Source organism: Citrobacter sp. Cu096 (assembly GCF_030332285.1).
GTDB lineage: Bacteria > Pseudomonadota > Gammaproteobacteria > Enterobacterales > Enterobacteriaceae > Citrobacter > Citrobacter meridianamericanus.
In genome coordinates this window covers 1,030,598-1,046,571 of record NZ_JAOWID010000030.1, presented here as the reverse complement: position 1 = coordinate 1,046,571, position 15,974 = coordinate 1,030,598, and the positions used below count along the sequence as shown (strand labels likewise).

Genomic DNA, 15,974 nt, shown 5'->3' with positions numbered 1-15,974 from the left:
TATTCAAAGTGGATAGTGGGTATGAATTTTGACCATGTTGCGAGGTTGAATTCGCGGTTATCACCCCTGACGTCCCCAAACACAAACGGTAATGGCAAATGTCATTAAGTATTAGTAAGATAGCCTCTTTTAAAATAACCCTTTAAAATTATGCGCCTGGTTTTATCATCTCTGATCGTGATGGCTGGATTTTTGAGTGGTCAGGCTGTTGCTGCGCCTGAGCAGGCCTCGCAAGCTGATATTCGTGACAGCGGCTTCGTCTATTGCGTCAGCGGACAGGTCAATACCTTCAATCCACAAAAAGCGAGCAGCGGCCTGATCGTCGACACGCTGGCGGCTCAATTGTATGACCGACTGCTTGATGTCGACCCGTACACATATCGACTCGTGCCTGAACTGGCTGAAAGCTGGGAGGTACTGGATAACGGCGCAACTTACCGCTTCCATCTGCGTCGCGACGTACAGTTTCAGAAGACCGCATGGTTTACCCCCACCCGCAAACTGAATGCGGACGACGTGGTATTTACCTTCGAGCGAATCTTTGATCGCCAGCATCCGTGGCACAATGTGAACGGTAGCAGTTTCCCCTATTTTGACAGTCTACAGTTTGCCGATAACGTCCAAAGCGTACGCAAACTGGACAACAACACCGTCGAATTCCGCTTAACACAACCTGATGCCTCCTTCTTATGGCATCTCGCCACACATTATGCCTCCGTGATGTCGGCAGAATATGCGGCTAAGCTGGCAAAACAGGATCGTCAGGAACTGCTTGACAGACAACCTGTCGGCACGGGCCCATACCTGCTTTCTGAGAATCGCGCTGGGCAATATATTCGACTGCAACGCCATGAAAAATTCTGGCGTGGTACTCCGCTGATGCCGCAGGTGGTTGTGGACCTTGGCTCCGGCGGCACCGGACGTCTATCGAAACTTCTGACCGGAGAATGCGACGTTCTGGCTTGGCCTGCCGCCAGCCAGCTCAGCATTTTGCGTGATGACCCACGCCTGCGCCTGACGCTGCGCCCAGGCATGAACATTGCCTATCTGGCATTCAACACCAATAAACCGCCGTTGAATAACCCTGATGTGCGGCATGCGCTGGCGCTGGCCATTAACAACCAACGGTTGATGCAGTCCATCTACTATGGAACGGCAGAAACTGCAGCATCTATTTTGCCTCGCGCCTCGTGGGCTTATGACAACGAGGCTAAAATTACAGAGTACAACCCGGCAAAATCGCGCGAACAGTTAAAAGCGCTGGGGCTGGAGAACCTGACGTTAGAGCTTTGGGTTCCCACCAGCTCTCAGGCCTGGAACCCAAGTCCACTGAAAACCGCCGAGCTGATTCAGGCAGACATGGCTCAGGTAGGTGTGAAAGTGAAGATTATTCCGGTAGAAGGTCGTTTTCAGGAGGCGCGATTAATGGATATGAACCATGATCTGACGTTATCCGGTTGGGCGACGGACAGTAACGATCCTGACAGTTTTTTCCGACCGTTGCTAAGTTGCGCCGCCATCAACTCGCAGACCAACTTCGCCCACTGGTGTAATCCGGAGTTTGACCGCATTCTGCGCAAAGCCCTCTCTTCACAGCAGCTATCATCGCGAATCGATGCCTATGACGAAGCGCAAAATATTCTTGCGAAAGAACTACCGATCCTGCCGCTGGCCTCTTCACTGCGTCTACAGGCTTACCGCTACGATATCAAAGGGCTGGTGCTCAGCCCGTTCGGCAATGCCTCTTTTGCCGGGGTTTCCAGGGAAAAGAAGGATGAGGTGAAAAAACCATGATTATCTTCACCCTGCGTCGATTTTTGTTGCTGCTGGTCACCTTGTTCTTTCTGACCTTTATTGGATTCAGCCTGAGCTACTTCACACCTCATGCGCCGTTACAGGGCGCATCGCTGTGGAATGCCTGGGTGTTCTGGTTCAATGGCCTCATTCACTGGGATTTTGGAGTGTCCAGTATTAACGGCCAGTTGATCTCGGAACAGTTGAAGGAGGTGTTCCCGGCGACGATGGAATTGTGCATTCTGGCCTTTGGTTTTGCGCTAATGGTCGGCATCCCCGTTGGCATGCTGGCTGGTATCACGCGCAACAAATGGCAGGACCGTTGTATCAGTGCATTAGCGTTGATGGGATTTTCCATTCCAGTTTTTTGGCTGGCATTGTTACTGACGTTGCTCTTCTCACTGACCCTGGGCTGGCTTCCCGTTTCAGGGCGGTTTGATCTGCTCTACGAAGTGAAACCCGTTACCGGATTTGCCATCATCGATGCGTGGATCTCCACCTCTCCCTGGCGTGATGAAATGCTGATCAGCGCAATCCGTCACATGGTGCTTCCGGTGTTAACGCTTTCCGTCGCCCCTACCACGGAAGTGATTCGCCTGATGCGTATCAGCACCATTGAGGTCTTTGATCAAAACTACGTTAAAGCGGCTGCCACGCGCGGTCTGTCGCGGTTCACGATTTTACGTCGCCACGTGTTGCACAATGCCCTTCCGCCGGTGATCCCACGCCTGGGATTACAGTTTTCGACCATGCTGACGCTGGCGATGATCACCGAGATGGTCTTTAGCTGGCCAGGCCTTGGCCGTTGGCTGATTAACGCGATTCGCCAGCAGGATTACGCAGCGATTTCAGCGGGCGTCATGGTGATTGGTTCACTGGTTATCATCGTCAACGTCATCTCTGATATTTTGGGTGCTATGGCTAACCCTCTGAAACATAAGGAATGGTATGCCTTACGATAGCGTCTACAGCGAAAAGCGCCCGCCGGGTACGCTGCGCACCGCCTGGCGCAATTTCTACGGCGATGCGACGGCGATGATCGGCCTGTATGGCTGCGCGGGATTGGCGATTCTGTGTATTTTTGGTGGTTGGTTTGCGCCTTATGGCATCGACCAGCAGTTTCTCGGTTATCAGCTTTTACCGCCTTCATGGTCGCGCTATGGTGAAGTCTCATTTTTCCTCGGAACTGACGATCTGGGGCGTGACGTACTAAGCCGCCTGCTCAGCGGAGCAGCCCCAACCGTTGGTGGCGCGTTTGTCGTCACCCTCGCCGCCACGCTGTGTGGTCTGCTGCTGGGCGTGGTTGCCGGTGCGACGCACGGTTTGCGCTCAGCGGTGCTAAACCATATTCTGGACACCTTGCTCTCGATCCCTTCGCTGCTGCTGGCGATCATCGTGGTGGCCTTTGCCGGGCCGCATCTGACGCATGCAATGTTTGCCGTCTGGTTGGCATTACTGCCGCGCATGGTCCGCTCCGTCTACAGCATGGTGCATGACGAGCTGGAAAAAGAGTACGTTATTGCCGCGCGTCTGGACGGCGCAACTACGCTCAATATCCTGTGGTTTGCCGTTCTGCCCAACATTACCGCCGGGCTTATTACTGAAATCACCCGTGCGCTGTCGATGGCGATTCTGGACATCGCCGCGCTGGGTTTTCTCGACCTTGGCGCGCAGTTGCCATCACCAGAATGGGGCGCCATGCTTGGCGACGCGCTGGAGTTGATTTATGTCGCACCGTGGACAGTCATGCTGCCAGGCGCGGCGATTATGATAAGCGTGCTGCTGGTTAACCTGCTGGGTGACGGCGTACGCCGCGCAATTATTGCGGGGGTGGAATAATGCCATTACTGGATATCCGCAACCTGACCATTGAATTCAGGACCGGCGACGACTGGGTGAAGGCGGTTGACCGCGTCAGCATGACCCTCAATGAAGGTGAAATTCGCGGCCTGGTCGGCGAGTCTGGATCCGGCAAAAGTCTGATCGCCAAAGCCATTTGTGGCGTTGCTAAAGATAACTGGCGCGTAACCGCAGACCGCATGCGCTTTGATGATATCGATCTGCTGCGTCTTTCCGCCCGTGAACGACGCAAGCTGGTTGGCCACAACGTTTCCATGATCTTTCAGGAACCGCAGTCGTGTCTCGATCCGTCCGAGCGTATCGGACGACAGCTAATGCAAAATATTCCGGCATGGACTTACAAAGGCCGCTGGTGGCAGCGCATCGGCTGGCGCAAACGCCGCGCAATTGAGCTCCTGCACCGCGTCGGAATAAAAGATCATAAAGATGCTATGCGCAGCTTCCCATATGAGCTTACCGACGGCGAATGCCAGAAAGTGATGATCGCAATCGCATTGGCTAACCAGCCGCGCTTGCTGATTGCCGATGAGCCGACGAATGCGATGGAACCCACCACCCAGGCGCAAATTTTCCGCCTGCTGACGCGGCTAAACCAAAATAGCAATACCACCATTTTGTTGATAAGCCATGACCTGCAAATGCTCAGCCAGTGGGCAGACAAAATCAACGTGATGTACTGCGGACAAACGGTGGAAACAGCGCCCAGTAAAGATCTGGTCACCATTCCGCACCATCCTTATACCCAGGCGTTAATTCGCGCCATTCCTGATTTTGGTAGCGCAATGCCGCATAAAAGCCGCCTGAATACCATGCCAGGAGCCATTCCATTGTTAGAACAATTACCCATAGGTTGTCGTCTGGGCCCACGCTGCCCTTATGCTCAGCGCGAATGCATTGAAACCCCAAGACTGACCGGAGCAAAGAATCATCTCTACGCCTGTCATTTCCCGCTGAATATGGAGAGAGAGTGAGATGGTAGAAACCCTGCTCGAAGTGCGTAATCTGAGCAAAACCTTTCGCTACCGGACGGGCTTATTCCGCCGCCAGACCGTTGAGGCCGTTAAGCCACTAAGCTTCACTCTACGCGAGCGCCAGACGCTTGCCATCATTGGTGAAAATGGTTCCGGCAAGTCCACGCTGGCAAAGATGCTGGCAGGTATGATTGAGCCCACCAGCGGTGAGCTACTGATTGACGATCACCCGTTAAAATATGGCGATTATTCATTCCGCAGCCAGCGTATCCGTATGATTTTCCAGGATCCGTCAACGTCGCTCAATCCACGGCAGCGTATCTCGCAAATCCTCGATTTCCCGCTACGTCTGAATACCGACCTTGAACCTGAACAGCGCCGTAAGCAGATCGTTGAAACCATGCGCATGGTTGGGCTACTGCCCGATCACGTAAGCTACTACCCGCATATGCTAGCCCCAGGGCAAAAACAGCGTCTGGGCCTTGCTCGTGCGCTCATTTTGCGTCCAAAAGTCATTATCGCTGACGAAGCCCTGGCCTCTCTGGACATGTCGATGCGTTCACAGCTCATCAACCTGATGCTGGAATTACAGGAAAAACAGGGAATATCGTATATCTATGTAACCCAACACATCGGCATGATGAAACATATCAGCGATCAGGTATTGGTCATGCACCAGGGCGAAGTGGTTGAACGCGGCAGTACAGCGGATGTTCTGGCCTCCCCGCTGCACGAACTTACCCGCCGCCTGATTGCCGGTCATTTCGGCGAAGCGCTTACCGCTGATGCCTGGCGAAAAGATCGCTAGCAAAATTGCAGCCCTCCTCAACCGGAGGGCCAATTTGCAATCAGTGGTAAAGACTGGGTAAGAGCAGTGTATCAACGTCAGTAAACGCAACCGAAGGGAAAAGGGTTCCCTGCATCACCCATACGCCCGCAGCGCCTGCCTCGTCGATAAGACGTGCTGTTTCCACACCCTCTACCGCAATACGGTTGCAGTATTCACGGATGTTTTTAATCAACACCGGGAACATCGGTTTTTCAACCTGTTCCAGGAAAAACCCACGATCCAGTTTCACAACGTCAAACTGGCCGCAAACCAGTGGACTGGCTCCAACGCTGCCGGATCCAAGATCGCCCAGCCATAAGGCGTTTGGGCCACCGCAAAGCGAATTAATCAGCAGATCATTCAGGCACAGGGTATTCGTCAGGAAACGTTCTGAAAGTTCGAGTGCAATAAAAGGCATTGCACGTAGTGCTGATTTGATGATCGGGTCGCCAATCGCCAGCAGCGCCATTTCTTCAATGAGGTTTAGGGTACAGAAAAGGTTGTGGTTCTCAAACCAATCACGCTTTTCAGCAATTAATCGAATTTGCTCGAGCATGAAATTACGCTTTTGTTCGCTATTCCACGCTGAAATGATGAGCTCTGGATATAACGGTAGAACCGTATCTGAAACAAACCGGGCGCTCATCTCTACACCCAGTAACGTATCAGTGGTGTCTCTCATTGGTTCCGCGATGAAATGATAGTGCATAAGACCACTCCAATTGATCATAACGTCCTGATAATGCACTTTTAATCACAATCAATCAATAATATCGATCAATGAATCAATATTGATCGATAAAAGCAATATATAATAACTTACTGAATATTATACGTTTATGTATTTTAAGAATGTTCCAGTATTGCCATAAGTAAAATCATAAGCTAGTGAAGACAGATTGTCTTTTAATACCTGTGTATCGATGCATTTTATTCTTTCTCAACTACTCCGTTGGATCGTGGGTTGGATGAGGCAGACCCCGGCCAGAGTGGTATACTCCACGCCTGTATTGGAGAGCGGAAGGTCACTCAGGACTGATTACCATTCAATAAGAGACAGGGGTGGAGATAACTTCAGACCAATGCAGGACGTTCACGCAATTCCAATGATGACTTATTGATTAATAAAAGATAAACAATCGCCATAAGGATTAAACTATGGGTTTTCTTTCCGGTAAGCGCATTCTGATAACAGGTCTTGCCAGCAAATTGTCCATTGCCTGGGGAATCGCCCAGGCAATGCATCGCGAAGGCGCAGAACTCGCTTTCACCTGGCAGAACGACAAACTGAAAGGCCGCGTGGAAGAATTTGCAGCTCAACTGGGTTCCAGTATCACACTGCAGTGTGATGTGGCGGAAGACGCCAGTATTGACGCAATGTTTGCTGAGCTGAGCAAAGCCTGGCCTAAATTCGACGGTTTCGTTCATTCCATTGGCTTCGCGCCTGCTGACCAACTGGATGGCGACTATGTGAATGCAGTCACCCGAGAGGGTTTTAAAATTGCTCATGACATCAGCGCTTACAGCTTTGTGGCGATGGCAAAAGCCTGCCGTTCCATGCTGAATCCGGGTTCTGCGCTGCTGACCCTATCCTATCTGGGCGCAGAGCGTGCCATCCCTAACTACAACGTGATGGGTCTGGCGAAAGCCTCTCTGGAAGCGAACGTGCGTTATATGGCCAACGCGATGGGGCCTGAAGGCGTGCGAGTGAACGCCATTTCCGCAGGTCCAATCCGTACACTCGCCGCTTCTGGCATTAAAGATTTTCGTAAAATGCTGGCGCACTGTGAAGCGGTTACGCCGATTCGCCGCACCGTTACCATTGAAGATGTGGGCAACTCCGCAGCATTTCTGTGCTCCGATCTCGCTGCCGGTATCTCTGGTGAAGTAGTTCACGTTGACGGTGGCTTCAGTATCGCCGCAATGAACGAGCTGGAACTTAAATAAGCCTAAGATCTCGATGGGCGGTTTTGTGCCGCCCATGACTCTCCTCTGTCAGCCACCACATATGCCTTTCTGATATTTATTATCACGTAACAATCTTTTATCCCCTCATCCGCTTACGTCAGGATATTGCAGCGCAAACGATCCGGCGTAGTAGTATGACGACGAGTCCGGGTCGCCACTTTTAGACCAAGGAACGCCCATGGAACAACGCCGAATTGAAGGTAAAAGCCACTGGTATCATGAGACGCAATCCAGCACGTATCCGCAAAAAGTTCTGCCGCTGGTGCCGGAAGCCGCTCATGTCGACGACAGCTTTTTACTGGATCTGGCATTACCTGATGACGCTCTTTCGCCCTTTGAATCCTGGTTAACCCCTGCCCGTAAACTTGCCCTGACGCTCTTCCCGGCTCATGAAAACCTGAATCAGATGCATACGTTCAGCGCCTATGAACGGATGAGTACAGCCCTGACCGTCGCTCAGGTGTATGGCGTCCAGCGATTATGTAATCACTATGCTGCGCGTTTAACACCGCTTCCTGGTCCGGACTCCTCGCGGGAAAGTAACCATCGACTGGCGCAAATCACCCAATATGCTCGCCAACTTGCCAGCTCTCCTGCCGTGATAGACGAACGCGACCGTCAGCATCTGGAGGCGGTCGGACTGACCACCAGCGATAATATTCTGATGAATCAAATCATCGGCTTCGTCGGTTTTCAGGCCCGAACCGTGGCCCTGTTTCAGGCCTGGTCTGGTCATCCGCTACGGCGAATACCAGGGCTGGATATACAGCAGTTCGCTCAGGCTTCATCCTTCAGCGCCACAAACACAACCTGGCATGCTGCACCATTCCCGATCGAAAAATACCTCCCCCATGATGAGAACACTGCCAGAGCGTATCCGGATGAGCTGCAAGCCTTGGTGCCATTACTGATACATGCACCGGTCATTTTGGATTTACTCACGACGTTGATTTCCAGTGCCCGGCGCAGCGCTGTATCAGTACAGGCATTTTCACTGGCGGCGCTGATGACGTCACGAATTAACGGCAGCGTGGCCTGCTTTAACGAGCAGGCGCATACAGCAAATGAATTAGTCGACGTTATCGCCCTGCTTCGCCTGGATGAACGTGAATTACAGCGTTGGGAACAACGACATCCGGTTGAGCGCGCCACCCTGCAAGCTGTACAATGGTTGACACGAGCGCCCGACCGCTTTAGCGCCGCATTGTTAACGCCTTTGTTCGATCAGGGGCTCTCTTCGGAGCAGGCTATTAACCTGCTCACCTGGAGCGGATTGTGCGGATGGTTGAATCGCTTGAAAATCGCGCTGGGCGAGACTTGTTAACCGATCCACTTACTGAAAGAGCGCTTGCCGCAACTGATAGAATCGCGTAAAACTGTCAGCCGCTCTTTTAGCCACGAAAATAGACAATTATGCTTCAGGACAACCCGCTGCTAGCGCAGCTTAAACAGCAACTGCATTCCCAGACGCCACGTGCTGAAGGGGTGGTAAAAGCCACGGAAAAAGGCTTTGGCTTCCTCGAAGTCGATGCACAAAAAAGCTATTTCATTCCGCCGCCGCAGATGAAAAAAGTGATGCATGGCGACCGCATTGTTGCCGTTATCCATACCGAAAAAGATCGTGAATCTGCCGAGCCGGAAGAACTGATTGAACCCTTCCTGACGCGCTTCGTGGGTAAAGTTCAGGGCAAAAATGACCGTCTCGCCATCGTGCCGGATCATCCGTTACTGAAAGATGCTATCCCTTGCCGTGCCGCCCGCGGTGTTGAGCATGAATTTAAAGAAGGTGACTGGGCCGTCGCTGAAATGCGCCGCCACCCGCTGAAAGGCGATCGCACCTTCTATGCCGAGCTAACCCAATTTATCACGTTTGCTGATGACCACTTTGTTCCGTGGTGGGTGACGCTGGCACGTCATAATCTTGAAAAAGAAGCACCTGACGGTGTGGCAACTGAGATGCTGGATGAGGGTTTGGTACGCCAGGACTTAACCGCCCTCAACTTTGTTACCATCGACAGCGCCAGCACCGAAGATATGGATGATGCGCTATATGCTGAAGAACTGGCCGACGGCAAACTGCAGTTAACCGTCGCCATTGCTGACCCTACAGCATGGATTGCTGAAGACAGCAAGCTGGACAAAACGGCAAAAGTTCGCGCGTTTACTAACTATCTGCCAGGGTTCAATATCCCAATGCTGCCGCGTGAACTGTCTGACGATTTGTGTTCTCTGCGTGCAAATGAAGTGCGTCCGGTTCTGGCCTGTCGTATGACCATCGCCGAAGATGGCGCGATTGAAGACAACATCATCTTCTTCGCCGCAATGATTGAATCGAAAGCGAAGCTGGTCTACGACAACGTCTCCGACTGGCTGGAGGGCGCGGGTAACTGGCAGCCTGAAAATGAGGCGATTGCTGAGCAAATTCGCCTGCTGCATCGTATTTGCCTCAGCCGCGGTGAATGGCGTCATAACCATGCGCTGGTATTTAAAGATCGCCCGGATTATCGTTTCGTTCTGGGTGAAAAAGGCGAAGTGCTGGACATCGTCGCTGAGCCGCGCCGCATCGCTAACCGTATTGTGGAAGAGTCCATGATTGCGGCAAACATTTGCGCCGCCCGAGTACTTCGCGACAAGTTGGGCTTCGGGATTTATAACGTCCATATGGGATTCGATCCTGCGAACGCCGACGCGCTGGCTGCGCTGCTGAAAACCCATGGTATGCACGTGGATGCTGAGGAAGTTCTGACGCTGGAAGGTTTCTGCAAACTGCGTCGCGAACTTGATGCACAGCCTTCCGGTTTCCTCGACAGCCGCATTCGCCGCTTCCAGTCTTACGCTGAAATAAGTATCGAGCCAGGTCCGCACTTTGGACTGGGTCTGGAGGCTTACGCCACCTGGACCTCTCCGATTCGTAAGTATGGCGACATGATCAACCACCGTCTGCTCAAGGCCGTCATCAAAGGCGAATCCATCGCCCGCCCTCAGGATGATACCACCGTGCAAATGGCGGAACGTCGTCGCCTGAACCGAATGGCTGAGCGTGATGTGGGAGACTGGTTATACGCCCGTTTCCTGAGTGACAAAGCCGGTACCGACACCCACTTTGCGGCTGAGATCATTGACGTCAGCCGCGGTGGCATGCGCGTGCGCTTAGTTGATAATGGCGCTGTTGCATTTATTCCAGCCCCGTTCCTGCACGCCGTTCGTGACGAACTGGTATGCAGCCAGGAAAGCGGCACCGTGCAAATTAAAGGTGAAGTTGTTTACAAAGTCACGGATGTGATTGACGTAACTATCGCTGAAGTACGGATGGAAACCCGCAGCGTTATTGCGCGCCCAGCGGTATAACACACATCAAACCATCGACCTTTCTCATTGTGTGAAAGGTCGTTTTCTTTTTTTCGCCCAAATTTCCACCACGCACTACACTTCTTTCATTCGGCTAATTTTAATTTTTTTACTATTTTCAGTTCCGTTGGCTTTGCTTTTTACGGATTCTGGATTACACATAAATATATAAAAAAAACAATACGTTCAGCCATAATCACCCTGAATGAATCATGGCTACCCATACTTTTGAGGCTCTATGCGCTTTAAACGGGATAGTACACATCATGAAAGACGTCCGGGAGCTGATTACGTTGTATAGCTATGTGGGCACTAATAACCCTTACTGGCGTTTGTCAGAGGATTGCAACATCCTGCATTTCTCTGTCGAAGAAACGTCAGAGGCCGATCAGACCATCGAATTATCCCCGGAACAAGCCGATCGCATTCGCGAGATGACGGTAATTACATCAAGTTTATTAATGACGTTACCAATTGAAGATGACAACATTCCCGTGCATCTGGTCGGCCGAAAAATCAATAAGCGTGAATGGGCCGGTAGCGCATCCGCCTGGGATGACACCCCTTCCGTCGCCCGTGATCTGGCTCACGGCCTCTCTTTTGCCGAACAGGTGGTTTCTGAAGCCAATTCAGTCATTGTCATTCTTGATCGCATGGGCAACATTCAGCGGTTTAATCGACTCTGCGAAGAGTATACCGGACTCAAAGAACGTGAAGTCATTGGCCAAAGTGTATTCACATTATTTATGAGTCGACGTGAAGCGGCCGCGTCACGACGCAATATCGAGGTCTTTTTTCGCGAAGGTAACTCGTATGAAGTTGAACGCTGGGTGAAGACCTGTAAAGGACAGCGTCTGTTTTTATTTCGTAATAAATTTGTGCATAACGGTAGCGGAAAGAACGAAATATTTCTGATCTGTTCCGGGACCGATATCACTGAAGAACGCCGCGCCCAGGAGCGTTTGCGGTTGTTGGCGAATACTGACTCGATCACTGGATTACCCAATCGCAACGCTATTCATGATCTGATCAGCAATGCGATTGAGAACGCGGGCGAAATGCAGGTCGGGATTGTGTACCTCGATCTGGATAACTTCAAAAAGGTAAACGATGCCTACGGGCATATGTTTGGCGATCAGCTATTGCAAAGCGTATCGCTGGCAATCCTCAGTTGCCTTGGCGAAAACCAGTTACTGGCACGATTTGGCGGTGATGAGTTCATTGTCCTTGCCACCGAAACATCCCAGGGTTCACTGGAAGCCACCGCGTCGCGTATTCTGACACGCCTGCGTCAACCCTTTCGCATCGGCCTGATTGAAATCTATACCGGATGCTCTATTGGTATTTCCCTCGCACCACAGCATGGTCAGGACTGCGAGAGCGTTATTCGTAACGCGGATACTGCCATGTACACTGCGAAAGAAGGCGGTCGCGGGCAGTTTTGTGTCTTCTCCCCGGAAATGAATCAGCGGGTATTTGAATATCTGTGGCTGGATACCAATCTGCGTAAGGCACTGGAAAACGATCAACTGGTTATCCACTATCAGCCAAAGATAACCTGGCGCGGCGAAGTACGTAGCCTTGAGGCTCTGGTTCGCTGGCAATCTCCGGAACGCGGCCTCATTCCACCGCTGGAATTTATCTCCTATGCCGAAGAATCGGGGCTTATCGTCCCGCTGGGTCGTTGGGTTATTCTCGATGTTGTGCGCCAGGTCGCGAAATGGCGCGCCAAGGGCATAAACCTACGTGTGGCGGTAAACGTTTCTGCCAGACAGCTCGCCGACCAGACGCTTTTTACCGCGCTTAAGCAAGTACTTCACGAACTTGATTTTGAGTATTGCCCTATCGATGTTGAGTTAACAGAAAGCAGTTTGATTGAAAATGAGCAACTGGCGCTGTCCGTGATTCAGCAGTTTAGCCAGTTAGGTGCGCAAATCCATTTAGATGATTTTGGTACCGGTTATTCGTCGCTGTCCCAACTGGCTCGCTTCCCGCTTGATGCAATAAAACTGGATCAAACCTTTGTCAGAGATGTACACAAACAATCGATTTCACAATCGCTGGTACGGGCCATTGTTGCGGTCGCACAGGCGCTCAACCTACAGGTGATTGCTGAAGGTGTGGAAAGCGCGAAAGAGGATGCGTTTCTGACCAAAAATGGCGTCAATGAGCGTCAGGGTTTTTTATTCGCCAAACCAATGCCGGCCGCCGCATTTGAGCGTTGGTATCGACGACATCTGAATAAAAAAATGCGCTAATGCAGAGAGGTTACACGTAGTGAATAATCATAAGTGGATATGAGATGAGGAACCTATCTGCATGTAATCACAGAATATATAATATTCTTCAATCGTTCTGCTTAATACTATTTTTCCCTTCTCTTTTGCCATGAAATTCTGCATCATGAAATTCAAACTCTATTGCCATTAGGATGACAACCATGTCTGATATCGACGCTCAGCGTCTGGCCGAACGTATTGATACCGTGCTGGATATCCTCGTTGCAGGTGATTACCACTCAGCCATCCACAATCTTGAAATTCTTAAGACTGAGCTGTTAAACACGATCAAAGAAGATGCCGAATCTTTGGCGAAAAAGCATAAGGCTCCGTGGGAGATCTGATGACATTGTTCTTTTGATGTCGCTGCTATCAGCGAACTGCAGGTAATGCAGTTTCCGTTTAAATTCCTATACGATATCGCAATAAAATTAATACTATGAATTCCCGACAACAATCTATTTTGCAGATGGTGACAGATAAAGGTCAGATGAGCGTCGCCGATCTGGCAAAAATCACCGGAGTTTCAGAAGTGACGATTCGACAGGATCTGAACACGCTGGAAAAACAGAGTTATTTACGCCGAGCGCATGGTTTTGCTGTTTCACTGAACAGCGATGACGTTGAAACGCGCATGATGACCAATTTCACCCTGAAGCGTGAACTGGCTGAATTCGCCGCATCGCTGGTCAGCCCTGGTGAATCCGTATTTATTGAGAACGGCAGCAGCAATGCCCTTCTGGCCAGAACGTTGGCAGAGCAAAAAGATGTCACCATCATTACTGTGAGCAGCTACATTGCTCATTTGCTCAAAGAAACGCCTTGCGAAGTGATTCTTCTCGGTGGCATTTATCAGAAAAAAAGCGAGAGTATGGTCGGTCCCTTAACACGCCAGTTTATCCAGCAGGTACACTTCAGCAAGGCCTTTATCGGCATCGATGGCTGGCAAGCTGATACCGGTTTTACCGGACGCGACATGATGCGTTCTGACGTGGTTAACGCGGTGCTGGAAAAAGGAGCAGAAGTTATTGTACTTACCGACAGCTCAAAATTCGAAGCCATTCACCCTTACACGCTGGGTCCGTTAGAGCGATTCAGTCGCGTAGTGACGGACTCTGGACTTAGTGCCAGCGTACAAATGCAGCTCGAGCATTCAGGGTTAACCGTCAATATCATTGATACCCACTCATAATATCTTCAGCAGATGGTTTGTTGACAGGCAAATCATCTGCTCTCTGAGAGTTATCTGACAGTCCAATTAAGACTTTTTACCTGTCGTTAACAGGATAAAGTCGTAAAATTAATGTTAGCGATATAACAGGAACGAACATCCAACTTCAGGATAGTGTTTGTATGCCTTCGCTAAACGGTTTCACGGAAATATCTTCGATAGTCTTAATTTAGCGCTATTCTTAAAGAACACAGGATTCCGTGAATCAATAATTCAGGAGAAAGTATTATGTTAGTAACGAGCAAAAAAATGACCGCTGCCATTCTGGCGATTACTCTGGCAATGTCGCTGAGCGCCTGCTCTAACTGGTCCAAACGCGATCGTAACACCGCAATCGGTGCTGGTGCAGGTGCAATAGGTGGTGCAGTCCTGACTGACGGTAGCACGCTTGGTACGCTGGGTGGTGCTGCAGTAGGTGGTATTATTGGCCACCAGGTGGGTAAATAATCTACGGTTGACTGGCTCGGTATAATAATACGTTTACTTTTTTCAGGTCATTACGATTAAAATCGTTATTCTTAAAAAGCCACGGATCAATACCGTGGCTTTTTTTATTAACCGCCTGCCAGCTTAACTTTCATTCCTTTGGCTTCCAGCAGCGATTTAATCAGGTCGCGTTTATCACCCTGTATCTCAATCACGCCATCCTTTACTGCTCCGCCGCAACCACACTTTTTCTTCAGTTCCGCCGCTAATTTGGCCAGTTCGGCATCATCTTGATCAACACCGGTGATCAAACACACCCCCTTGCCTTTGCGCCCACTGGTCTGACGTTGGATACGCACAATGCCATCGCCTTTTGGACGCTCAGGCGCCGTTTTCGGTTCATCAATACGCCCGGAATCGGTTGAGTAGACCAGGCGAGAGTTTGAATCATTCATTTATACACCTCGTTTCAGGGAGGCATTGATCGTCTTCAGCGTCTGAGCTGGGTCGACCGACTGCGTGACCGGACGACCAATCACCATGTAATCCACACCGGCTAACTGCGCCTGTTCTGGCGTCATAATACGGCGCTGATCGCCCGCCTCGCTACCTTCAGGACGAATTCCCGGCGTCACCAGCTTAAATGCCTGACCAAAGGCCTGCTTGAATCGCACCGCTTCTTGCGCTGAGCATACGACCCCATCCAGGCCACAGTTTTGAGTGAGACGAGCCAGTCTTTCAGCATGCTCGGCAGGTGACAACGTCACGCCAAGGTCGGCAAGATCGCTGGCTTCCATACTGGTCAGAACCGTCACCGCAATTAGCAGCGGCGCATCCTTACCAAACGGCGCTAAAGCTTCACGGGCTGCAGTCATCATACGCGCCCCACCAGAGGCATGAACGTTAACCATCCACACACCAAGATCGGCCGCAGCTGCAACCGCATGGGCGGTGGTATTGGGAATATCATGGAATTTCAAATCAAGAAAGACGTCAAAACCACGCTGCTGAAGATCGCGGACCAGCTGAGGTCCAAAAAGCGTGAACATCTCTTTGCCCACTTTCAAACGGCAATCACGAGGATCAATTCTGTCGACAAAAGCTAATGCTTTATCACGATTAGCATAATCGAGAGCGACAACGACAGGAGAATCAGTAACAGCACGAGAAGAAGATGAAGCAGTAAACGTCATGACCAGACCTTCTTGAAGATGGGCGCCGGCAGTGGCGCAAAATGGGTAAACGGCGTGCATTCTACCTGCGGTAAT

General features: G+C 50.9%; 15 protein-coding genes. 12 read left to right on the top strand and 3 right to left on the bottom strand.

Going from position 1 to position 15,974, the window contains the following annotated elements:
- Nucleotides 1-150 precede the first annotated feature (150 nt).
- From sapA to sapF, 5 genes are read left to right on the top strand one after another with little or no spacing between them, the layout of a single operon-like run.
- Entirely contained in the window at nucleotides 151-1,794 is a 1,644-nt protein-coding gene (sapA, locus tag OGX99_RS19365; RefSeq protein ID WP_151219351.1) for an ABC transporter substrate-binding protein SapA, read from the top strand.
- A complete protein-coding gene (sapB, locus tag OGX99_RS19360; protein WP_151219352.1) occupies nucleotides 1,791-2,756 on the top strand; it encodes a peptide ABC transporter permease SapB in 966 nt (321 codons plus the stop codon). Before sapA ends, sapB begins: the two co-directional genes overlap by 4 nt.
- Nucleotides 2,743-3,633: a peptide ABC transporter permease SapC gene (sapC, locus tag OGX99_RS19355; protein ID WP_016156640.1), complete on the top strand. Its 891-nt coding sequence runs from the start codon at nucleotides 2,743-2,745 to the stop codon at nucleotides 3,631-3,633. Before sapB ends, sapC begins: the two co-directional genes overlap by 14 nt.
- Nucleotides 3,633-4,625 carry a peptide ABC transporter ATP-binding protein SapD gene (gene sapD / locus OGX99_RS19350; RefSeq protein ID WP_003020556.1) on the top strand — a complete coding sequence of 331 codons (993 nt, stop codon included), beginning with the start codon at nucleotides 3,633-3,635 and terminating at the stop codon, nucleotides 4,623-4,625. The genes sapC and sapD overlap by 1 nt, the downstream gene beginning before the upstream one ends.
- Nucleotide 4,626: 1 nt before the next feature.
- Nucleotides 4,627-5,433 carry a peptide ABC transporter ATP-binding protein SapF gene (gene sapF, locus OGX99_RS19345; RefSeq protein WP_151219354.1) on the top strand — a complete coding sequence of 269 codons (807 nt, stop codon included), beginning with the start codon at nucleotides 4,627-4,629 and terminating at the stop codon, nucleotides 5,431-5,433.
- A 40-nt stretch (nucleotides 5,434-5,473) separates the two neighbouring features.
- On the opposite strand, the gene OGX99_RS19340 is transcribed toward sapF, so the two are convergent.
- Entirely contained in the window at nucleotides 5,474-6,163 is a 690-nt protein-coding gene (locus tag OGX99_RS19340) for an EAL domain-containing protein (RefSeq protein ID WP_286544724.1), read from the bottom strand.
- 449 nt (nucleotides 6,164-6,612) lie between these two features.
- On the opposite strand from OGX99_RS19340, the gene fabI reads away from it, so the two are divergent.
- The 7 genes from fabI (at nucleotide 6,613) to osmB (ending at nucleotide 14,727) form a co-directional block, all read left to right on the top strand.
- Entirely contained in the window at nucleotides 6,613-7,401 is a 789-nt protein-coding gene (gene fabI / locus OGX99_RS19335; protein WP_187252345.1) for an enoyl-ACP reductase FabI, read from the top strand.
- A 199-nt stretch (nucleotides 7,402-7,600) separates the two neighbouring features.
- Nucleotides 7,601-8,746 (top strand): carboxymuconolactone decarboxylase family protein, encoded by a 1,146-nt coding sequence (locus OGX99_RS19330; RefSeq protein WP_151219356.1) that lies wholly within the window; start codon nucleotides 7,601-7,603, stop codon nucleotides 8,744-8,746.
- Nucleotides 8,747-8,835: 89 nt separating this feature from the next.
- Nucleotides 8,836-10,770 carry an exoribonuclease II gene (locus OGX99_RS19325; RefSeq protein WP_252838827.1) on the top strand — a complete coding sequence of 645 codons (1,935 nt, stop codon included), beginning with the start codon at nucleotides 8,836-8,838 and terminating at the stop codon, nucleotides 10,768-10,770.
- 266 nt (nucleotides 10,771-11,036) lie between these two features.
- Nucleotides 11,037-13,028 (top strand): cyclic di-GMP phosphodiesterase, encoded by a 1,992-nt coding sequence (gene pdeR, locus OGX99_RS19320; protein ID WP_187252344.1) that lies wholly within the window; start codon nucleotides 11,037-11,039, stop codon nucleotides 13,026-13,028.
- 182 nt (nucleotides 13,029-13,210) lie between these two features.
- Nucleotides 13,211-13,393, top strand: a complete 183-nt coding sequence (locus OGX99_RS19315) for a YciZ family protein (protein WP_151219358.1) — start codon at nucleotides 13,211-13,213, stop codon at nucleotides 13,391-13,393.
- Between the two features lie 95 nt (nucleotides 13,394-13,488).
- A complete protein-coding gene (yciT, locus tag OGX99_RS19310) occupies nucleotides 13,489-14,241 on the top strand; it encodes a DNA-binding transcriptional regulator YciT (protein WP_151219359.1) in 753 nt (250 codons plus the stop codon).
- Between the two features lie 267 nt (nucleotides 14,242-14,508).
- Nucleotides 14,509-14,727, top strand: a complete 219-nt coding sequence (gene osmB, locus OGX99_RS19305) for an osmotically-inducible lipoprotein OsmB (protein WP_003020583.1) — start codon at nucleotides 14,509-14,511, stop codon at nucleotides 14,725-14,727.
- Nucleotides 14,728-14,834: 107 nt separating this feature from the next.
- Here osmB and yciH read toward each other — a convergent pair whose 3' ends face one another.
- A complete protein-coding gene (yciH, locus tag OGX99_RS19300) occupies nucleotides 14,835-15,161 on the bottom strand; it encodes a stress response translation initiation inhibitor YciH (protein WP_151219360.1) in 327 nt (108 codons plus the stop codon).
- Nucleotides 15,162-15,899 (bottom strand): orotidine-5'-phosphate decarboxylase, encoded by a 738-nt coding sequence (pyrF, locus tag OGX99_RS19295; RefSeq protein WP_151219361.1) that lies wholly within the window; start codon nucleotides 15,897-15,899, stop codon nucleotides 15,162-15,164.
- Between the last annotated feature and the right edge of the window lie 75 nt (nucleotides 15,900-15,974).